Origin of the sequence: Methanospirillum lacunae (genome assembly GCF_003173355.1) — an archaeon.
GTDB lineage: Archaea > Halobacteriota > Methanomicrobia > Methanomicrobiales > Methanospirillaceae > Methanospirillum > Methanospirillum lacunae.
On sequence record NZ_QGMY01000008.1, the window covers coordinates 13,068 to 34,942 of the forward strand.

Here is a 21,875-nt window from a genome sequence, read left to right on the forward strand (position 1 = left end):
CCTGTTATTGTACTCTCATCTCAAATTCTTTGGATTGTGGATTTCAATGTCGTGTTTATCTGATTTCTCCTGTACATCATTCACACTCCGTGTTAGTTTAATCGCGAGCAACTGAATCTGATGACCATTATGAGAGGGCTATGGATCAATGCTGAAGGAAAATGGTGATGAAGAAAGATCCATGGTTGGCTTAAGGTCCTCCCACCACTAATCCTCACGTTTCGGAAATTTTTCGTCAGACTTATATCTGGATTAATGATAATATCTTACCTGCACTGTGGTCGGGATACGATAGCCTATGCAGACTAGCGGGTAGTTTGTAAATTAGGAATTCCTGATCGCATGGCGGAATGTGCATGCCGGCAGTGCCGGTTTCTGAAATTGTGGTTTCTTTCACCGTTTGAACTCGGGTGAAATATGAGTGAAAATACTGAAATAATGAAATATGTTCCGACTACCTGCCCATATTGTGGTGTGGGATGTGGTCTGAACCTGGTAGTTAACGACGGGAAGGTTGTTGGTGTCGAGGCATACCAGCGAACCCCTGTGAACGAGGGAAAACTCTGTCCGAAAGGCATGACCTGCTGGGAACATGTGCACAGCCCTGACCGCCTTACCACTCCTCTGATCAAGAAAGATGGTAAGCACGTTCCCGCAACTTGGGACGAGGCTCTTGATCTGGTAGCCAAGAAGCTGAAAGAGATAAGCGACAAACACGGCCCACGTGGTCTCGGGTTCCAGACCTCATGTAGAACAGTCAACGAAGACTGCTATATCTTCCAGAAATTTGCCCGGTGCGGATTCAAGACGAACAACGTCGATAACTGCGCTCGTATCTGTCATGGACCTTCCGTTGCTGGTCTTTCCCTTTCCTTCGGTTCTGGTGCTGCAACAAATGGGTTCAGGGATGTTTTGAACTCTGATCTGATCTTAATGTGGGGTTCAAATGCAATGGAGGCACACCCACTCGCAGGACGACGTGTTGCAGAGGCGAAGAAGAAGGGTATTCCAATTATCGTGGTAGACCCACGTAAGACCATGACTGCCCGAATCGCTGATACCTGGGTGCGGTTCAACCCCTCGACCCACATTGCCCTGATCAACTCGATGATGTACTGGATCATCAAGGAAGGCAAGTATGACAAGAAGTTTGTCGAAGAGCGGACTGAACACTTTGACGAACTCCAAAAAACCGTCGAGAACTACGCAGACTGCGAGGCAATCCATGGGGTTCCCCTGGAGACCGTCAAAGATCTCGCATTCAGGTATGCAGATGTCAAGAACGCGGTGATCATCTACTGCCTTGGTATCACTGAACTCACCACTGGTACTGACAACGTTAGATCCCTCGGGAACCTTGCGATGCTTTGTGGAAACATCGGACGAGAAGGTGTCGGTGTTAACCCACTTCGTGGACAGAATAATGTGCAGGGTGCCTGTGATATGGGTGCATACCCGAATGTCTACTCTGGGTACCAGAAATGTGAAGTCGCAGAGAACCGGGCAAAGATGGAAAAGGCCTGGGGAGTTACCGATCTTCCTGACTGGTACGGTGTCACCCTGACCGAGCAGATCAACCAGTGCGGTGAAGAGATCAAGGGTATGTATATCCTCGGTCTGAACCCGGCTGTTACCTACCCGAACTCAAACCACGTCAAAGCACAACTCCAGAAACTCGATTTCCTCGTTATCCAGGATATCTTCTACACTGAATCATGTCAGTATGCAGATGTCATTCTGCCTGGTGCCTGTTTTGCAGAGAAGGATGGAACCTTCACCAGTGCAGAACGCAGGGTAAACCGTGTTCGCAAAGCAGTAAACCCCCCGGGTGAAGCAAAAGAAGATATCTGGATCATTGCAGAACTGGCAAAACGGATGGGCCTTAAGAACTTCGACCTCCCGACTGGAAACGCCGTATGGGATGACATGCGTGCAGTAACTCCGTCCATGTTCGGCTGTCTCTACGAGCGGATGGAAAAACCCGAGTCCGTCATCTGGCCTTGTCCAACGCCAGAGCACCCGGGAACTCCGATTCTGCACCGCGAGAAATTTGCAACTCCGAATGGAAAGGGTCAGTTCTTCGGTCTTGAATACCGGCCCCCGGCAGAGGTTGCAGACGCTGAGTATCCGTTCACTCTCATGACCGGACGTCTTATCTTCCACTATCACTCCCGGTCACAGACAGGCCGTAGTGACATGCACCGTGAGGTTCCCGAATCCTATGCACAGATTAATGTTGAGGATGCAGAGCGCCTGAAGATTAAGGACGGCGAGCAGATCAAACTGAAAAGCCGCCGCGGTGAGACAATCACTCATGCACGGGTCTCTGATGAGGTAGCACCTGGTGTGGTTTACATGACCATGCACTTTGCAGATGGTGTCAACAATCTGACCAACACTGCGCTCGATCCGCTCTCAAAGATGCCTGAACTCAAACATTGTGCAATATCTATCGAAAAACTCGGAGGCAACTAAGATGGTAGCAAAAGGCGATATGCTGTATGCATGGGCAAAGGACTCCGAGGTCCAGAAGAAAGGTGAGTGCGGAGGAGCAGTAACCGCTCTCCTGAAGCATGCACTTGAGACCAAGATGGTTGACGGTGTGGTCGCTATCACCAAGGGTAAGGATCTGTACGATGCAGTCCCAACCGTGATCACCAATGCCGATGATGTCATCAAGTCTGCAGGTTCTCTACACTGCGGTACCCTTCTCATCCCCAAACTGATCAAGAAATATCTGAACGGGGCAAAGGACAAGAAGTACGCTGTCACCTGCAAGGGTTGTGACGCGATGGCTTTCTATGAACTTGCCAAGAGGAATCAGATCAACCTTGACAATATCCTCATGATTGGTGTCAACTGTGGAGGTTCAGTCAGTCCGGTTGCAGCCCGGAGGATGATCAGCGAGAAGTTCGAGGTTGACCCTGACACCGTTCACAAGGAAGAGATCGATAAGGGTCAGTTCATCATCGAGTTCGAAGGTGGCCACAAAGGCATCAAGATCGATGAACTCGAAGAAGAGGGCTATGGACGCCGGTCAAACTGTCAGCGCTGCAAAATGAAAGTCCCCCGCCAGGCTGATATCGCAGCAGGAAACTGGGGAGTCATTGGAGATAAGGCAGGAAAGGCAACGTTCCTTGAGGTCTGCTCTGAAAAGGGTGCAAACCTGATCGAGAGTGCCAAGTCAAAGGGGGCTCTTGAGACCGAAGCTGCAAACCCGAAGGGTATCGAGATCAGAGGAAAAGTCGAGAACGCAATGTTCAAGCTCGGAGACTCATGCAGAAAGCGTGACTTCGAAGGACTTGGCACCGGTAAGGACCGACTGAAGCTGATCATGACAGAATCTGCCAAGTGTGTCAAGTGTTACGCTTGCGTTGAGAACTGTCCGATCTGCTACTGTATCGAGTGTTCAACGAAAAAGCCCTGGTATGTTGCACCTGGTGTGCTCCCCACCAGCTTCATGTTCCACCTGATTCGGTTCGCCCACGTCTCTGATTCTTGTGTAAACTGTGGTCAGTGCGAAGAACTCTGCCCAATGGAGATTCCAAATGCATTGTTCATGCACTCACAACAGACCGAGATTGAGAAGATGTTTGGGCACGTCCCTGGACGCGATATGAGCCCGCCAATCCATGCACTTGCAGAAGAGAAGGCAGAGCGTGCACGTCTTGAGGCAACCGGCACTGACTCTATCTACATCAACATCTTTGATGAAGAGTAACCTACTCTTCCCAGTATACGACATTAACACTCCATCGCAACAGGAGGTGGGAAGGACCAATCCTTCCCTTTCCTGGGAAATGCCGTTGTCTCTTTTATACAGGTTTACTTTTCGTTGATTGGTTGTCAGGTACCAATGGTTTCTGGTAGTGAATTTTCTGATGAAGTGAAAAAAGGTTATATGAGTTCATAGTACCGCAGGCTTCCGCAGGCGGCACAGTGATCACCCTCAATGAGGTATTCAGGGACCGGTTCTCCACAGGTTTTACAAATTGCTGTGTTCCATTTCTTTTTTTGTGTAACCGGGATTCTGACCTTCTGTACAGAGATGATAGAGCGTTTTGCTGCCAATATCTCATCAAGAAGTGCCTTTGTCATGGTTTTCTTAGAGAATTCAGGGCTGTTTGCAAACCACTTCTCCAATGTTGGCCATGCATGAAGTTTTACCGGGTCGATGTAAAGCCTGATCCCTTCAGCAGAATCGGTTTCACTGGGTCTGTTTATGGTGAAAGCAAACCTTCCAACTGGGACAACCGTAAGCCTGTGATTACCTATAGTACAGTGGGCGATAACCTGGAGGGGATCAGGAGCACATTTCTGGGTCTCACAGACTGCATATAACTTCTCACCGGGTTTTGCGCCAAGTAGTTCAAAAGCGTAATCAACCATTCCGATGGCGATCAACAGGCCGGGTGCAGGATAGGTATGGAATGGGATGCAACTTTTGTAGTATTCCTGAAACCTGGGATCATACCCGAGTTCCTGGAGTTTTCGCAGAAGATCATTCTGCGTATACTCATCATGGTGATCCATCTATAGATAATAGCAAATTGATATCTAAAGTGTTTGGTAACCTAAAGCACTAACCAAGCCGGAGAAACTGGAATATCATGAATTTTTCTGGTAAAACAGAAAAATCCGGTAGATTACATATTATTGCTTCACGAAGAATGATTTGCCTACTCCACATCTTGGACAAACCCATGAGGAATCAATATTCTCAAACGGAGTTTTCTTTGGGATGTTATGGGCTTCATCTCCGAATTCTTCGTTGTACACATACCCGCATTTTGTGCAAACCCAAAGTGCCATGTCAGTAAATAGACATTCAACACATAAAAAGAAATATGTCCCTGTCCATCTTTGTGGCTTATTCGAAGTGTTATGGCCCTTTATAATGAATCAGTTATTCCTTTTCTCTCTTGTAAATAAATATCCGCAATGGTAGAAAAGAATGTGTGGATATTAGTAATAGAAAAATAAGACAAGTATATAGTTTAGTTTATGTCGGCATGCAACGATGAAATTTGTCAGATAATGATAATAAAGTCCAAGTTTGTTTCATTGGCAATAATTCTTGCCATAGCAGTATTTCTTGAATTTATAATCCATTATTCGCTGAAAATATCCATTGTGTATACCCATCTTTTTTATCTCATCATTATCCTTGCAGCGATCTGGTTTCAACGATATGCAGTATGGATTGCACTATTTTTCGGGGTTCTTCATATTACTGTCTCATATCTTGTGGGGGGATACATCCCCGTTGATTCCGTTTTCCGGGCATTCATGCTCTGTCTCGTCGCATTTATTGTGGGATCACTTGTCAGATGTATGACTCTGTATCGGGATGAAGAGGTCCGCCAAAACCATGAACTTGAAAAAACTCAGGAAGCTTTTCAAACTGCTAACAAAAAACTCAACATTCTCTCAAGTATTACCAGGCATGATATTCTGAATCAACTGACTGCTCTTCTAGGATATCAGGAGATCGCAAGAGAGATGTGTAGCAATCCAGATCTTCTTGAGATTCTGAAGAAAGAAGAGAATGCTGCACAGGCTATCAGAAAACAGATAGAATTTACAAAAAATTATCAGGATATCGGTGTTCGTGCCCCTATCTGGCATAATCTAAAAGAAAAATTTGAGACTCTTAAGAATTCATATGACAATGATTCGGTCACTCTTCATTCAAGGCTAAGCAATCACGATATATTTGCAGATCCTTTGTTCCCCCTTATCTGTCAGAATCTGTTGGATAATTCCATACGTCATGGAGAACACGTCAAGAATATCACCTTCTCATCAGAAGAGCGCAATAACGAGTTGATCTTCGTTTATGAGGATGATGGCATTGGTATTTCTGATGATATGAAAACAATGATATTTAAGAAGGGATATGGGAAGAATACCGGGATGGGTTTATTCCTCTCACAGGAGATATTAGCAATCACAGGACTTGTTATGAAGGAGACCGGAGAATCAGGGAAAGGAGTCCGATTTGTAATACATATCCCTGAAGGTTCATATCGTTTATCCAGGGAAAATCAAGAGAATAAATCCGGGATCTGAAGCCCAATCAAGGTACATGTAAACAGAAACAGTTTTTCCTGAGTTATCACAAACTGTTTTAAATTTCCCGAATAAAACCCTCATGTTGAGGGACTGTTATCATACGATCATTGTTCAGTTCTTTCAGATGTTCTTGACAATATCTTTTTATCCTCATCTACTGATCCCCTTTTCAGGACAAGTGATAGTATGAGGATTTTCATTGTTTATTACTCACTGTATGGCCATATCCATAAGATGGCACAGGCGGTTTCGGAAGGGGTCAGTGATGCTGGGTATAAGGCAGAACTCTTTCGGGTTCCTGAAACCCTATCCGATGAGATCATTGGGAAGATGGGTGCAACAGCGTTTCAGGAAGAGTTTAGGAAACTGCCTGAAATAACAGCGGCTGAACTGGCTGAAGCAGATGCAGTAATTTTTGGAACGCCGACAAGGTTTGGCAACATGATCGGCCAGATGCGACAGTTTTTTGATTCGACCGGAGGTATCTGGAACAGGGGTGCTCTGGCAGGAAAAGTCGGAAGTGTTTTCACCAGCAGCGGAACCCAGCATGGGGGTCAGGAATCAACGATCCTTTCGGTTCATATAACCCTTCTTCATCACGGGATGATTATTGCCGGACTGCCTTACACCTTTGCCGGCCAGACCATTATACAGGAACTAACCGGATGCTCTCCTTATGGGGCTTCAACTATAGCAGGGCCTTCAGGAGAGCGGTTTCCATCAGAAAATGAACTAGCCGGAGCACGATATCAGGGTAAGTATGTGGCGAAGATAGCAGAACAGTTGGCCGGAAAACAGAAAGATCTCTTATCGCTGCCGTAGGGGCAGGAAAGGATCACACCTTTTCGCAACACCAACACCCGAATACGCTTCGTATATACTCATGGCATGGTTTTCATGCATAAAATTGTAGATAAAAATGGGTAATACTACTCTTCGTCTTTATTTTTTGAACGTACCACAACTTCCCGGTGTACAATTACGAGCCCTGCAAGTGATCCCAGAATAATATTCAGATAAAACGTTACAAATCGCCAGAGTAATACAAAGAAACCCAGTGTTGCTGATGGGACTATAAGGGCATACAGGGATGAAGTCGATATTTCAGTGATTCCTGAAGATCCGGGCGTCAGGGGGATCATCATGACAATCGCGATGATGATCTGGAATAAGAACGAGAGTAAAATATGGGGTTCAAGTCCTAGTCCCATTAGGATTACTGAAGCTACCATAAATTCTGTCACCCAGAAGAGAGCGGTAATACCTCCTCCGGCGATCAACCCCCATGCTGCAGGTCCTGCAAATTTTGAAAAACTTTCAAAAAAATTATCGATCTCTTCATCTGCGTGTTCCAGTATCCGCGAAGTCGAGAATCGGGTGCCTGATAATTTTGCTGAGATCCATGTTATCAGCCGCATTATGAGGGATTTCATCCTGACTGGATAGCGAAGCATCAAAATCGGAATCAGGGCGACAGAGATTAAACAGACCCACGCGATAATTATCAGAATAATCATTGAAAGGCTGAAGGTACTCCAAATAGAGCCTGTAATTGTCATGATTCCGATTCCAAGGATTGTCAGAATGATACCGTCAAGGATCCGTTCGGTGATAACAACCGCTGTTGCATCCCCAACTTTTACTCCTACCCTGTACAGTTCATGTATTCTGACAGGTTCTCCTCCAGACTGTCCGGGGGTAATAGTCCCTGCGAAGAGACCTGCGAGCACCATGTTTACTGCATGTGGCAGTGGGACCCGGTATCCAAGGGCCCGGGAAAGCACCTGGATTCTCACTCCCCAGAATATGAGAGCAAGTATCCTAAATCCAATACTTAAGATAAGGAAATAAAAATTGAATGCGAGGATATAACTAATCGTTTCTTTGGTAAATGTTGTGGCAAACACAATTGCCAATACAACAAGGCTGAAAAGGATTGAAATCGCGAAAAGAGTTCTGGATGAAAATTTCATCAAATAATAATCTCCGGTAATACGTGTTATTCACATATATGATGAGCCAATATGAAATACATTCCATTTAATGGGAAAAAGGTATAATTATACTGTCTGATAATTTTCGAAAGAACGAAATATGTGTCATTATCATGATTTCAGTCGTTATCCCTGCATATAATGAAGAAAAGCGAATCGAAAGAAGTCTTTCTGCATTAACGAGCCAGACCGTACCTCGCGAGATGTATGAGATCATTGTTGTGGATGGGGGTTCTAATGATAATACCCGTGAGATAGCAGAAAAATATGCGGATAAGGTTTTCATTCAGACTTCTCCGCGGGTTGCCGGTGCACGAAATGACGGCTTTATCTGTTCTCAGTATGATCTGGTTGCAACTACGGATGCAGACAGTGTTGTCTCATCGAACTGGGTTGAAAGTATAATCAAGTCATTTTCTGATCCTGATGTAGCCCTTTCGTACGGCCCGGTTACCTCTATTGAACAAGAATCTGGGAATAAACGTTATGTCTACCTGTTTAATGCACTGATATGGTTCGGGGCTCATTCCAATCTTTATCATTACACCCTAGGATGCAATACGGCGTTTAGGAAGGAAGCACTCATAAAGGCCGGAATGTACCGGATTCTTGATGCCGGAGATGATCTAGAGATCGCAGTCAGAATGCGTAAGATGGGAGAGGTCAAATTCTCACCAGATATGAAAGTAGGTTTTGATTTTCGTCGGTATGAGCAGTTCGGGTTCTGGAGAACGATTTACGAGTGGTACTCAATTGTGCTTCAAGGTGGTATCTCTGATAAATATACTTATACCCGCCGTCAGTATGATAAATATTAGATTACACTCATTAATCTCTGATATTTGAAACCTCATTTCGAAACCCCTTGAAAACAGGTATATAATGGGAGAGGGGCTTTCCATCCTCAATAACTGAACTGCCATACTCTGAGGTATACTATGGGTGTAAAACTTTCAAATCTGCCACAATTACATATACTTAAGACTTCTGCCATAACGGTTGATGATAATGGAGATATTGTATGGGATAATGGGAAGAGGCCTGTTACCAGAAGTGATGCAATAAGCCAGATCATTGAACGACTAAAAAGAGATTTGAAGAATTGGGATCATGAAAAAATCTCTACCCTTTATACAACTTTGCTAGACATTGAGATCGCTGGGCATCCAGAACGGCTACAGGATCTGGTAAATCTGTCTGAGCTTCCTACAGAGCCGATACCAACAGGAATGGAAAAATATCCAATCTGGGCATTAGATAAAGAAGGTTCCTGTCTTGTGGGTTCAGGTCAGTTATCTATCAAGAAATTAACTGAAGTTCACAGATGGTTTGTTACCAGAAAACCCGGTTATTGCACTAAACCTGATATAAAAGGGTGTTATCTGTGTAATCTTGCAAATTCGAAGAAAGATTGCAGGAACAATCAAATATTTTTCCCTCTCTAAAAAAAAGATCTTATTGTTGCATCATGAGATCTCTTGTTCCTTAATCCTGGTGAAGAGGAACATTATACCCGGACAGGTGTACCGGGGTATAACACTTTCCGCTTTTTTATACTATTCCTGCGATAGCAGCCTGTATATTGTGTAATCCTGTGGAGATCACAACCACGGGATCAACGCCGAGTACCGGGAAGAGAAACATGAAATAGAGAATCGTTCCCAGAAAACTTCCCAGGTTTGCAACTGATGCAACCAGTACAACTTTGAACAAGGGAATCTGAAACAGTTCTCTTAGTGATGTTGCCTCATAGATCTTCCTGAAATCAGAGACCGGAGGTTTTCGTGCCTTTGCTTCCACATATGCTGCAATCCACCCGGCATGAAGAAGTGGATTTAGTGATGTCATCCAGGCAACACAGAAACAGGTGATCACTGAATAGGGATGGCCACGGACTGCCAGAGTTGCTCCTGCAGATAAAGCTCCATGAATCAGAACCCAGAAGATAAATGCATGAAGAAGAACATCCAGCCCAACTCCTGAACACGCAATCGAGGCGAGCAACAGAAAGAACAGGGCTGTTACACAACTTCCAATAATCAAAGTCCAGGGATATCGTTTTGGCTCTTTTACAAGTGATTCTTTAGATGGAAGTAATGAGGGATCCTGCAGATACCGGTTTATACCCTGCATATGACCGGCACCAACTACTGCAAGGATTCGATGATCACCTTCCTTTTTTAGATAAATCAGGTTATGTGCAATGTACGCGTCCCGCTCATCGATGAGTGCATGTGCCCCCTGGGGTGAGAATTTTTTAAATTCCCCCATAATGACTTCGAGCATGTCCTCATTTTTAAGTTTCTCAATCTCTTCAGCATCAATATTTTCAACTTCAGAAATTGAGAAGATAAGTGAACCAACCATCTTGATCTTCCCGATAAAACCAAGTGATTGCCAGAATCTAAGGAGGGTAATTTTTATATCACGATCTACCAGTTCCACCCTGAGCCCTCTCTGCTGGGCCTCGACCATCGCGGCTTTCATCTCGGCCCCGGGTTCTACCCCGACATCTAAACCGATCTTTCGCTGAATATAGGATAAAAGCCATTGAATAAGGAGTTGGTCAAAATTCTTGAGTTCCAGGACATCATCAACAGATGGAGTAGCACCCTCCTTGTTGATGGCCTTACTTCTTCCTTGATCCAGTTCTACAGCAACGATGTCTGGATGAAATTGTTCGATTGATTCTCTGACTTCATCGACGCTTTTTGCCGAGATATGGGCAGTCCCGACAATTTTAATCTCACCCATGTATACTCCATATAGGAACCAGAATAATAAAAGGGAAGTTGAGCGGGAAAAGGATTTTTGGACGTATACCCTGCAAAAAGATTGGATGTTTTATGTCCCTCTGCAACACGCATGCATGCAGGAACTTTTTTTTGGAAAAACAGAAGAGGTTCTCATGTGAGTCTTCGCTATCAGTAAGACCTCTATTATAACAGGGAGTTACGTGGCCGTGCGATCACATCTAATCACTGCGTGATTGAGGCATGTTATCACAGAATGACTTGTTTTGTGCATTCTCTCCGGTATTTGGTTCTACGTGGATAGTAATACATGCACGGGGGAATTCAAGTTTTATATCCTCCTCAAGGTGATCAGTCAGATCATGCGATTGTTCTACTGATACTAGTTTATCAACAACAAGATGGAATTCGATAAATATTTCCGGTCCGGCTCTTCTTGTTCGTAGTCCATGATAACTGACATAATCCGATTCATGATCACAGATAATCCCTGTGATTCTCTGTACTTCATCGTCTGTAAGGCGGTAATCAGTCAGATCTTTATATGACTTCATGGTGAGTTCATATGCTGCTCTTATAATGACAAGGGCAACACAAATAGCGACGATTGAATCAAGAATTTTTATTCCGGTAAGCTGAATCAAAACCAGACCGACCATGACACCAACAGATGTATAAACATCTGTCCGCAGGTGCCAGGCATCACTTTCCAGGGCTATTGACTCTGTCTTTTTTGCAATCTTCATGAGCCGCGATGAAACAAAGGCGTTTGAAAGTGCTGATATTCCCATTACTGCAATACCGGCCATCATAAGCGTCGAATTCAGTGGTTCTGAAGTTGGTTCAATTATTTTTTGAGTAGCCTCATAAATGATCAGGGCTGCTGCAACGAAGATGAGAATAGCCTCGAAAAGACCTGAGATGGATTCATATTTACCATGGCCATATGAGTGCTCATCGTCAGGAGCCTCTGCAGATTTTCTAACTGAAATATAAGCTACAACAGAAGCAAGGAGATCCATACCCGAATGTATTGCCTCTGATATCATACTGATCGAACCAAGAGCTAATCCGACGATCAGTTTTAAAATAACAAGAAATGTGTTGGAAATTATCGAAAGCAGAGCTGTTTTTTCTTTTTCCTGATTTAATGATTGATAGATATCTGCCATATATTATCGAAAGGACTTAGAGAATAGGGAGAGAAAGAAGATAAGAGTATTTAAAATCATACAAATCAATGTTTTTTAAGTTTTGGGTAATAATTCAACAGATTCAAGATTATCAAATCAGAGTGATATTTTTTAGATCGATCGAAAATGATGTGTTAATAATCTAAAATTTCCAGATGAAGTATTAATAATTCAAAGTGAAAACCTGATGATTCTTGAATATTGCAGACAATAGAGTTCCATCTGGTTTTGGTTTAAGTGTACCTAAATTAGATAATATGGGTACTATATTGTCCCAAATTTTCCGGTGCATGGCATAATAGTCACTGAACTCCTGGGAATTTTTTTTTCAAGGGTGTTTTTAATCCGGTTGATTGTATCCTGAATCTCTGAAAACTTCTTCTCTCCATTGAATTCAAGGAAGAGTTCAATATAGATATTATTTCCACTTCTCCGGGATCTGACTCCATGAAATGCTTCATATTCGTCAAAATATTCAGCCAGAGCACGAACTACTTCCAATTGTAACTCTTCATCAATTGTTTTATCAAGCAGATCAGGAAGAGAGGAAGAGATGGTGCGGTACCCTGAAAACAGGAATGATCCAATAACAATAAACGAAGCTACCGGATCAATGTATATTGCCCATTCATATTCTGCCAGTAACATCACAAGTAATAGTGCAATGAGGACTGTAAGGTCAGTAAGAGCCTTTGTTTTAAAGAGCCTGACCTGTGATTCCATCACCGGTGAATACTCTTTTTTTGCAATATGGGATTTTTCTCTCCATAACCAGGTGTTTACACAAACACCGATAAACATCATACAGATAGCTAATAAAGTTCCTTCTTCATGAAGTAGGGAAGGATTGAGGAGCTTGTAACTTGTGATAGCGAAGACCAGGACAAGTGAGAGAAACATCACTGCACCGGTTATGATACCTGTCAGGGTCTCAAACTTGCCCATCCCATAATCGTATACATCCCCTCCACCTTTTGTAATCTTTCGCATGGCAATCCAGGCAAAAAAGGTTGAGAGGATCTCATTGCCACTTTTTATTACATCTGCATACAGGGTTACTGATCCTGAAAAGATTGCCAATAATATATCAGGTATCCAGAAGACGATGTCAATGATCAAACTTTTAAATATGACTTTTTCACGGGTCTGGTATGAATGAGTATCAGAAATGGTTTTTTCTTCTTCAGTCACTATATGTGGCATTGTCCTTTATACATGTGTGAAAAATCTACAAATATCATGCTAAGATCATAAGTAATTACTTTGTCAAATCAGTAAGATAATTTGAGTTATTGATAAATAAAGTCCAAAAAAGCATATGAACCTGAAAACCATAAAAATATGAATACATGGTGAAGAAAGTAGCCTCAACTTCAAATCCGGATATGGATGTATACCGGTGCAACCCGTGCCGGTATTATTATTATCCGGAGTTAGGTGATCCTACACAGAATATCCCGCCGGGAACACCGTTCACCAAGCTACCTGACACGTGGCGGTGCCCTCCATGCAAGGAACCCAAGTCTGCATTCGTGAAGGTTGAACGTCCAAAAAGCCGCCAGATATAACTCATGATTAATTCATGAAGGCAGCCAGAGGCTGCTTGATATTTCTTTCCTGCTGGATATGATAATTGTTTAACTTCTAGGGATTTAATAAAGACATTTCGCTAACGGACTCCTCTGGTTGAGCATATATGTACCCATGAAATCAACAATCTTCTCAAGCCATGCCGATTCCATGGACGATGTATCAGACGGAGACCCGTTGGGCTGATCAGTTTGTGTTAGTTAAATCTGAACCCAATCAGGCAAAAAGGGTCAATTCTGATACAGAAACAGTTCCCCTGGAAGAGGCAGTCCGTATCGTTCGTTCGATAGCCCATAAGACCGGGACCGAGACGATTCCGGTTGATGAAGCGGATGGTAGGACATTAAGTGAATCCATCTTTGCCCCTGATGATATTCCTGGATTTGATCGGGCCACAGTGAATGGTTATGCTATTATCTCATCTGATACAATCGATGCACAGATCAGGCCCATAAATCTTACAATTGTCGGTTCAATAACGAAAGGTCTCTCAAAAAATCACGAGCTCTCACCCGGTCAGGCATTCTCTATCCAGACTGGTGGAAAACTACCTGCAGGCGCAGATTCTGTAATTCTTGAAGAAGACAGCATTGTGCAGGGGGATGTAATATCGATTCAGCATCCTGTTCCTCCTGATGTTCATATCATCAGGAGGGATGAAGATTTTAAAAAGGGTGAGCCAGTATATCCCGCAGGATGGATCCTTCGGCCTCAGGATATTGCAGTCCTGGTGTCTATCGGTAGAATTCGTGTAAAGGTTAGGAAAAAACCGATAATTGGGATCATCTCAACAGGCAGGGAACTGGTTCCTTCTGAATCCATACCGAAGTCTGGAGAAGTCAGGGAGGTCAATTCGTACCTGGTTACTGCCTTCTGCAAACGGCAGGGTGCAATTCCTGTCAGGTATGGAATCATCAGGGACGATGCAGAAGAACTCACGAGACTGATAGAACAGGCTTCGCAGGAATGCGATGCAATCATCGTGAGTGGGGGAAGTTCAAGGGATGAGCATGATATAACGGCTCAGGTTATCCATAAACTCGGAAAAGTGTATACCGAGGGAATCTCTTTTGCACCTGAGAAACGGACCACCATCGGGCAGATTGATTCGGTCCTCGTAATAGGACTCCCAGGCCATCCGTCTGCCACCTTCATGGTACTGACCCTTGTCGTGATTCATCTCCTTCAGGCGATGAAAGGTTCTCCAAACCAGCAGGTTTACAGAAAGTATGTCCGGCTTACTGATACCCTGCATGCCAGTAAAGATAGTGACCGGTATATCAGGGTCACTATCACAGATGATAAGGCAACACCGGTCTTTGGAAAATCCGGTCTTATTCATATGCTTTCACAAAGCGATGGTATTGTGAAGATCCCGGCTGGAAGCAAAGGGTATAATGTCGGCGACCGGGTCGAAGTGATGATCTGGTAGGGATTGGAACTGGTTATATCCCCGCAGGTAAAAAAATAGATATGTACTCTGAACTCGGGTATAGGTATTTGAACCGGATATTTTTCCCTGTCTTATGTTCCTGGACTGGTTTAACGGCTGATGCTGCCATAAGAGCACAGCGCCGGATAATATATGTCTAAATCAGAAAATTCAGGTCCAAATGCTTCATCAGAGTATTATTTTGATGTAGTACCGATCGAGGAAGCGGTGCGGATCGTCAGGAGTATATCGCATCAGACCGGGACTGAAACAATACCGATCGATGATGGAGATGGAAGAACACTGAGTGAACCTGTTGTCGCTCTTACGGATATTCCCGGGTTTGAGCGGTCATGGCGTGATGGATATGCAGTCATCACCGATGACATTCATTCTGCCTCCGAATCTTCACCAATTAACCTCTCCTGCCTTGGAGCTGTACGGATGGGAACACCTTCCGATCTCACAGTCACTCCCGGGACCTGTATGTATATTCCAACCGGGGGTCAGATCCCGGCAGGTGCCGATGCTGTTGTGATGGTTGAGTACACTGAACGTTTAGGAAACACCATCCTCATAAAAAAGCCTACAATCGTAGGTGAAAATATCATCCGGCGTGATGAGGACTTCAAGGCGTCTGATCTTATTTATCCAGTCGGCTGGATTCTTCGTCCACAGGACATCGGGGTCCTGGCATCGATTGGGAAGACTCAGATTACCGTCAGAAAAAAACCGGTTATCGGGATCATCTCAACAGGTGTGGAACTTGTTCCTGCTGAAGCAATACCCCGGCCTGGTGAGGTCAGAGAGGTGAATTCATACCTCATCACGGTCTTTTCACGTAGACAGGGTGCAATACCTGTCCGTTATGGAATCATCAGGGATAATCCGGACGAGCTTCGTGAAACCATCTCCCGGGCTACACGGGAATGTGATGCCGTTGTGGTAAGTGGAGGAAGTTCCAAGGATCGTAATGACATCACTGCCAAAACCATTGGAGAACTTGGCGAAGTCTTTGTGCATGGTATCTCCATCGCACCCGGAAAACCGACTATTATCGGAAAGATTCAGGATGTTCCTGTCATCGGTCTTCCCGGCCATCCTGCCTCTACATTCATGGTCCTCTCCCTGGTTGTCATTCACCTTCTTCAGGCACTCAAGGGTTCGCCCTGTCAGAAGACATACAAACAGAAGATACGGATGGCAACAAGTGTTCAGTCAGAACAGGGGCGAGAGCATTATCTTCGTGTCAGGATAGAAGGAGATTATGCCACCCCGGTGCTGGGCAAGTCGGGTCTTATGAATACGCTGGCCTGGAGTGATGGAATTATCCGGATTCCTGCAGGAGATGAAGGATATGAGGCTGGTGACGAGGTTGAGGTGATGCTCTGGTGAAAAGGTATCTGAGTAAGATACCCCTGCCTGAAGCAATAACCATCCTGACAAAAACGTTTCCTCAACCTGATCAGCGTGAATTTATTCCCGCAGAAGAGGCGAATGGCAGAGTTCTTGCCTCACCTGTATATGCCCAGGCCACTATCCCTGCTGCAAGACTGGCTTCAATGGATGGGATTGCCGTCAGATGTCAGGAGACATTTGAAGCCAGGGATCAGAATCCGATCCTGCTCATGAATGTCATTAGCATTAGTACCGGTCAGGTAGTCCCTACCGGGTATGATGCTGTCATTGCATCAGAAGAGATCGGATTTGCCGGAGATGACAGGTATGAGATTCGGCGTCCCGCAAGGATGGGTCAGAATATCAGGGAGCCCGGTGAGGAGGTAAAAGCTGGGCGTCTTATCCTCCATCCAGGTCACCGGATCGAACCATCTGATCTTGGTGCACTTATCACCTATGGCATCAGGGAAGTTGAGGCCAGATCCCTTGTTGTAGGACTCATCCCTACAGGTGATGAACTAGTTCAGGGAGACCAGGAGCCAAAGCCGGGTCAGGTCAGGGAAAGCAACACTGCTGTCATTGCGGCATCTCTTGTCCAGGCTGGAATTACAGCGGTACGATACCCGATCACTCCCGATGAACCGGATTTAATCAGGAATGTAATCAGTATTGCTGCGCAGTCCTGTGATCTGGTTCTTATCTCAGCAGGTTCGTCAGGAGGTAGCCGCGATCATACCCGTGAGGTCATTGAAGAACTTGGAAGCATACTCTTTCACGGGGTTGCGATGCGGCCAGGTAAGACAATTCTCTGTGGAAATGTTGAAAGTACTCCGGTAATTGGTCTTCCCGGCCAGCCGATGGCTTCACTTACGGCGTGGCGTGAGATCGTAATTCCTCTTCTTCGCAGCTGGGAGTTTGACCTGCAGCAGATTCATGAATCTTCGGCGGTTACTGCTGAACCTATTCCCAGCGACGGCGGAATTGATGAGTTCATACCGGTATCAATAGTCAGAATACTTGGAGAGGATTATGTGTTCCCTCGGCCAAGGGGTGCAGCAGGTCAGATGCAGGCCGTTCGCTCCAATGCAGTTCTTCACATTCCAGCCGTAAAAGAAGGATACCGGGAAGGTGCTACTGTCACAGTACGACTGACCCGGCAGCACCGGGATGAGCAGGGTATTCTTATTGCAGGAATATCGGATACCCTGACTGATCTTCTCCAGGCTACGTTTATCTCCCATACCTATCATCTTATCATACGCCCTCTCTCTGCAATTGGGGCCGCTGCAGCCCTGTGTAAAGGAATGTGTCATGGTATCTTTATTTCCGGGTCTGCTACAGGTAAGGATAGCGATATCTCAAGGCTTCTTCAATCCGGATGCAGGGATCAGGTACGATCAATGCCGGTAGGATGCAGGGGCGGCGAACTGATCATGTTGCTCTTCAGGGACACCCCCCCGGTCCTCGGTGAAATCTCACCACTCATAGATTTCCTCTCTTCAGAAACCTGGAGGAAAGTAGTGGGGCTCCCGGAACAGGGCTGTACAGTTGAACCCTTGACATCAGAACCAGGGAATGAATATAGTGAACAGACAACAGGTCATACACAGAGGATCAGATCATGAAGGGGATTGAATTTATTGAGGCAACCCGGTACGGGGATGAACAGATAACAACTGATGAGATGAAAGGGCTTGAGCAGCCGGAAATTGAAGAAGGGCCTGTTGGAGATACCATACCCCTGCCTGACCCTGATCCCGAGGTAATTGGTGAACTTGATCTCTCAGAAGCGATTGAACTTCGGGAAAGTCGTCGGGATTACACCGATGAAGTACTGACACTTCCCGAACTCTCGTATCTCCTCTGGTGTACTGCAGGAGTAAAATGGGCATTTCCCGGTGGGGCATTCAGAACCGTGCCTTCTGCGGGGTGTTGCCATGCCATTGATACCTACCTTGCGATAAACAGGGTTGAAGGAATTAAACCCGGGCTGTACCGGTATATCGCAATGGAGCATGCTCTTGAGACACTCCCGGCATATCCGGATATTAGTGAGGACATGGGCACTGTCTGCTTTGACCAGCCCTGTGTAAAACAGGCAGCAGTAATCTTTATCTGGGCTGCTGATGCATACCGCATGACCTGGAAGTATGGAGAGCGGGGATACCGTAACATTTTCCTTGACGCCGGTCATATCTGTCAAAATCTCTATCTGACAGTTCAGCCGGTTGGATGCGGGTGCTGCGCTATCGGTGCTTTCAAGGATCAGAATCTCAATGATATGCTCAATCTTGATGGGATTGATCGGTTTGTGCTCTATCTTGCAACAGTAGGAAAAGTAGATCAGTCTGAAGAGGAAGAATCACCCTCTGCAGATTTTGGTGCTTGAACAGGAAAAAGTGATTACCGGGTAGTTAATACCCAGTTATAATCTCTTCTTCAGGAAGGGAGGCAACCACGTCTTCCTTGAATTTGTCAAATCCGATATCATCAAGTTGATCCGGGAGCAATGAGTCACCCCAGGCTCTTCGGTAAATCCAGTAGATGATCTTCTCAATGCAAAGATCCACAGTCTCCGGGCTTTTTACAGTGACAAAATGTTTGCCTATCTTGGGATGGCGACCACGTTTTCCTCCGACTGTGATGTGATATGCAGGAGGATCAGACTTGATGATATGGAACGGACAGCAGGCGATACACATACCACAATGAACGCATCGGTTCTCATCAAGATTAATCACACCGTTCCTGATGACGATAGCATTCTCTCTGCAATAATGAGTGCAGGTTCCACAACCCGTGCATGTACCTGGAATCCGGTATGGTCTGACCACTCCGGTTATCCCGATCTCATTTAGTTTTTCACTCATGCAGGAGTTTGGGCAGGCTGATATCGCAATTCGTGCCTTGACAGGCATATCCCTGCCAAAATGTTTTTTATCAAGGGCAAGTGCCAGAGAGATTGAGTCGAGCTGTGCATACTTGCACCGCTCAATCCCCGGACATGCCGTGACATTTACAATCTCTGACTTCTCGGCACCGAGGGGTGTCTCGTTCTTCTCAAGTGCAGCGACGATCTTCTCAAGATCCTCATATTTAACATGGATGAGTTCTGCAGTCTGTCGTGTGGTTAAGTGGATACCTGCTTTGAATTTGTCTGCAATCTTGCATATTCCGGACATTTGCTTGTTTGAGATTATTCCGGCAGGGATCCGGATACGGACGGTAAACAGTTCGCCGTCCATCTCCTGGATGATCCCCCCCTTTTCGTGGAGGGCAATTTTCCGCATGCTTTACTATGTGAATAGAGGATGAATGAATCTGTCGGGCCAGATGAATTATTGACTGAAGTGGTGTTTCCGCTCGACAGGTGATAATGAAGGAATCATGCCTCATTGAAACATGCAGTCTAATAATTGTTTGATTGCCCAACCAGTCAGTTCCACATTTTATTAATACTCGATTATCAGTGGTTTTCGACAGGCGCACTGGTAAATATGTAATCACGGCAGATGTAACATGGCCGGGTTATCAGGTTGGATCATCATGAATCGTCTGTTTTATTTCAATATTTATTATGGAATTGTCATATTGCTCTTCATTTGTGCTGTTGTCACTGTTTCTGCAGACAGTCTGAATTATCGAGAGAAGAGTGCAGACTCTGGAAAGAGCCTGCAGGTCTTGCCCCAGTATGCTGAAGATCGGATCATTGTCAGGTACAAGCCGGATGCCAGGGGACCTGATGATACTCTGAACTCATTCATGGAAAACACGAACAAAAAGGTAGGAGGTACAGTGATGGCAGACTTTTCTTCAATGGGAATATCTGGAATGCAGATCATCAGACCTCCTGACAGTCAGAGCGCTGAAGAAGCCATATCAGAGTATGCACAGCAACCCGATGTGCTCTATGCAGAGGCTGATCACCTCATCTCCTTATCACCAGATGAGTCTGCTGATTCGGTAAGCAGTTCTGTGAGCAATTCTGGCTCATCATCAGTGACTCCTGATGATCCGGGATATTCTCTCCAGTGGGGTCTTCATAACACTGGACAGTCCCCATTTTATGGAACAGTAGGTGCGGACATTGATGCTCCTGTTGCCTGGAATACCACAACAGGATCATCAGTTGTCATAGCCGTTGTGGATACCGGGGTTGACTATACGCATGAAGACCTTGCGGCTAATATCTGGACCAATTCCGGCGAGATTGCTGGGAATGGAATTGATGATGATGGTAATGGCTACATCGATGATGTGCGGGGCTGGAACTTTTATAGCAACACCAATGATCCCATGGATGATAACGGACATGGAACTCATTGTGCCGGTATCATTGCAGCGGTGGGAAACAACAATGTCGGCGTGGCCGGGGTGAACTGGAAGGCAAAGACCATGCCTCTCAAGTTCCTGAATTCAACAGGAAGTGGCTATACATCAGATGCGATATCTGCAATCCTGTATGCAGACAAGATGGGAGCGAAAGTAATTTCAAACTCATGGGGAGGATCCGGTGTATCACGATCTCTAAAAGAAGCAATAGATGCTTCTTCAGCAGTAGTTGTTTGTGCAGCAGGAAATGATGCTGAAGATATCGAAACAACTCCCCTCTATCCCGCATCTTATAATAGTTCAAATATCATCGCGGTCGCAGCCACAGATTATAATGACAACCTTGCTACTTTCTCCAATTATGGCGCCATATCTGTAGATATTGCTGCCCCTGGCGTTAAGATAAGAAGTACATACAAAGATGACCTGTATGCATATCTTTCAGGGACGTCGATGGCTACACCCTATGTCTCCGGAGTTGCGGCCCTTATATCTGCTGTCAACTCTTCACTCTCCAACACTGAAATAAAGGCAAAAATCCTGAATAGCGCAGATGCAATCAGTTCGCTGAAGGGCAAAGTTGTAAGTAATGGAAGGCTAAATGCTGCAAATGCAGTAGAAGCAGCTTCTGGTGGCGGGAGTACGGACCCCGTAGATAACGACGATCTGATTGTTTCATTCACCGCAGCTCCACGATCTGGAAACTCGCCACTTCCAGTTCAGTTTATGGATACATCATCGGCAGAAGTGACCGGGTGGAACTGGAATTTTGGCGATGGGAGTTATTCAATACTAAAAAACCCCCGGCATGTGTATCAGAACAAGGGTAAATATGCAGTGACACTAAAGATCACCAGTGGAAGTAGGAGTGGGTTACTGAAAAAAACCGGATATATTACTGTTCAATAACTTTTTTCTCATACAGAATAACTCATTTCGAATCCCGCAAAGTGAGAGGAGCCGGTTGTGATGAGACAAGTTCGATCAATGACCGCTGGATAAAGATGTTGTCATCCGGCCCCTCTCATCCCTCATGTACTGGATCAGATCGATGAAAACCGGTTACCCCGAGGGATATTGAGGAAACCAGTTGATTTGCGGGATTTGT

At 45.1% G+C, this 21,875-nt stretch carries 19 protein-coding genes; 12 read left to right on the top strand and 7 right to left on the bottom strand.

Annotated features, from left to right (window positions below; translation table 11 throughout):
* The first annotated feature begins 417 nt into the window (after positions 1-417).
* Positions 418-2,475 carry a formate dehydrogenase subunit alpha gene (gene fdhF, locus DK846_RS10225; RefSeq protein WP_109968855.1) on the top strand — a complete coding sequence of 686 codons (2,058 nt, stop codon included), beginning with the start codon at positions 418-420 and terminating at the stop codon, positions 2,473-2,475.
* 1 nt (position 2,476) lies between these two features.
* Positions 2,477-3,721 carry a Coenzyme F420 hydrogenase/dehydrogenase, beta subunit C-terminal domain gene (locus DK846_RS10230; protein ID WP_109968856.1) on the top strand — a complete coding sequence of 415 codons (1,245 nt, stop codon included), beginning with the start codon at positions 2,477-2,479 and terminating at the stop codon, positions 3,719-3,721.
* A gap of 176 nt (positions 3,722-3,897) precedes the next feature.
* Here DK846_RS10230 and DK846_RS10235 read toward each other — a convergent pair whose 3' ends face one another.
* Both DK846_RS10235 and DK846_RS10240 read right to left on the bottom strand, forming a co-directional pair.
* Complete coding sequence (locus tag DK846_RS10235) at positions 3,898-4,533, bottom strand: FmdE family protein (RefSeq protein WP_109968857.1); 636 nt, start codon at positions 4,531-4,533, stop codon at positions 3,898-3,900.
* 120 nt (positions 4,534-4,653) lie between these two features.
* On the bottom strand, positions 4,654-4,812 hold the full coding sequence (locus tag DK846_RS10240) for a rubredoxin (protein ID WP_109968858.1): 159 nt from the start codon (positions 4,810-4,812) through the stop codon (positions 4,654-4,656).
* Positions 4,813-5,037: 225 nt separating this feature from the next.
* On the opposite strand from DK846_RS10240, the gene DK846_RS10245 reads away from it, so the two are divergent.
* Positions 5,038-6,072, top strand: a complete 1,035-nt coding sequence (locus tag DK846_RS10245) for a sensor histidine kinase (RefSeq protein ID WP_181391721.1) — start codon at positions 5,038-5,040, stop codon at positions 6,070-6,072.
* Positions 6,073-6,261: 189 nt separating this feature from the next.
* Positions 6,262-6,897: an NAD(P)H:quinone oxidoreductase gene (gene wrbA, locus DK846_RS10250; RefSeq protein ID WP_109968860.1), complete on the top strand. Its 636-nt coding sequence runs from the start codon at positions 6,262-6,264 to the stop codon at positions 6,895-6,897.
* Between the two features lie 107 nt (positions 6,898-7,004).
* Here wrbA and DK846_RS10255 read toward each other — a convergent pair whose 3' ends face one another.
* Positions 7,005-8,048, bottom strand: coding sequence for a lysylphosphatidylglycerol synthase transmembrane domain-containing protein (locus DK846_RS10255; protein ID WP_109968861.1), 1,044 nt, complete (start codon positions 8,046-8,048; stop codon positions 7,005-7,007).
* 134 nt (positions 8,049-8,182) lie between these two features.
* Here DK846_RS10255 and DK846_RS10260 point away from each other — a divergent pair, with 134 nt between their 5' ends.
* On the top strand, positions 8,183-8,887 hold the full coding sequence (locus DK846_RS10260; protein WP_109968862.1) for a glycosyltransferase: 705 nt from the start codon (positions 8,183-8,185) through the stop codon (positions 8,885-8,887).
* 120 nt (positions 8,888-9,007) lie between these two features.
* Complete coding sequence (locus DK846_RS10265; RefSeq protein WP_109968863.1) at positions 9,008-9,514, top strand: hypothetical protein; 507 nt, start codon at positions 9,008-9,010, stop codon at positions 9,512-9,514.
* A 106-nt stretch (positions 9,515-9,620) separates the two neighbouring features.
* Here the strand turns inward: DK846_RS10265 and DK846_RS10270 are convergent, their stop codons facing one another.
* The 3 genes from DK846_RS10270 to DK846_RS10280 all read right to left on the bottom strand — a co-directional run bounded on the left by DK846_RS10270 (position 9,621) and on the right by DK846_RS10280 (position 13,218).
* Positions 9,621-10,823, bottom strand: a complete 1,203-nt coding sequence (locus DK846_RS10270) for a TraB/GumN family protein (RefSeq protein WP_109968864.1) — start codon at positions 10,821-10,823, stop codon at positions 9,621-9,623.
* A 220-nt stretch (positions 10,824-11,043) separates the two neighbouring features.
* Positions 11,044-11,994: a cation diffusion facilitator family transporter gene (locus tag DK846_RS10275; RefSeq protein WP_109968865.1), complete on the bottom strand. Its 951-nt coding sequence runs from the start codon at positions 11,992-11,994 to the stop codon at positions 11,044-11,046.
* Positions 11,995-12,279: 285 nt separating this feature from the next.
* Complete coding sequence (locus DK846_RS10280) at positions 12,280-13,218, bottom strand: cation diffusion facilitator family transporter (RefSeq protein WP_109968866.1); 939 nt, start codon at positions 13,216-13,218, stop codon at positions 12,280-12,282.
* A 182-nt stretch (positions 13,219-13,400) separates the two neighbouring features.
* On the opposite strand from DK846_RS10280, the gene DK846_RS10285 reads away from it, so the two are divergent.
* The 5 genes from DK846_RS10285 (at position 13,401) to DK846_RS10305 (ending at position 18,824) form a co-directional block, all read left to right on the top strand.
* The gene (locus DK846_RS10285) at positions 13,401-13,583 is read left to right on the top strand and encodes a rubredoxin (protein ID WP_109969333.1); all 183 of its coding nucleotides are present in this window, start codon (positions 13,401-13,403) and stop codon (positions 13,581-13,583) included.
* Positions 13,584-13,762: 179 nt separating this feature from the next.
* On the top strand, positions 13,763-15,037 hold the full coding sequence (locus DK846_RS10290; protein ID WP_181391722.1) for a molybdopterin molybdotransferase MoeA: 1,275 nt from the start codon (positions 13,763-13,765) through the stop codon (positions 15,035-15,037).
* A gap of 153 nt (positions 15,038-15,190) precedes the next feature.
* Entirely contained in the window at positions 15,191-16,432 is a 1,242-nt protein-coding gene (locus DK846_RS10295; RefSeq protein ID WP_109968868.1) for a molybdopterin molybdotransferase MoeA, read from the top strand.
* Entirely contained in the window at positions 16,429-18,060 is a 1,632-nt protein-coding gene (locus DK846_RS10300) for a molybdenum cofactor synthesis domain-containing protein (RefSeq protein WP_109968869.1), read from the top strand. Before DK846_RS10295 ends, DK846_RS10300 begins: the two co-directional genes overlap by 4 nt.
* Positions 18,057-18,824 carry a SagB/ThcOx family dehydrogenase gene (locus DK846_RS10305; protein WP_109968870.1) on the top strand — a complete coding sequence of 256 codons (768 nt, stop codon included), beginning with the start codon at positions 18,057-18,059 and terminating at the stop codon, positions 18,822-18,824. The genes DK846_RS10300 and DK846_RS10305 overlap by 4 nt, the downstream gene beginning before the upstream one ends.
* 25 nt (positions 18,825-18,849) lie before the next feature.
* On the opposite strand, the gene DK846_RS10310 is transcribed toward DK846_RS10305, so the two are convergent.
* Positions 18,850-19,725, bottom strand: coding sequence for a 4Fe-4S dicluster domain-containing protein (locus DK846_RS10310; RefSeq protein ID WP_109968871.1), 876 nt, complete (start codon positions 19,723-19,725; stop codon positions 18,850-18,852).
* 229 nt (positions 19,726-19,954) lie between these two features.
* Between DK846_RS10310 and DK846_RS10315 the strand changes: the two genes are divergently transcribed.
* A complete protein-coding gene (locus DK846_RS10315; RefSeq protein WP_109968872.1) occupies positions 19,955-21,676 on the top strand; it encodes a S8 family serine peptidase in 1,722 nt (573 codons plus the stop codon).
* The last annotated feature ends 199 nt before the right edge of the window (positions 21,677-21,875 follow it).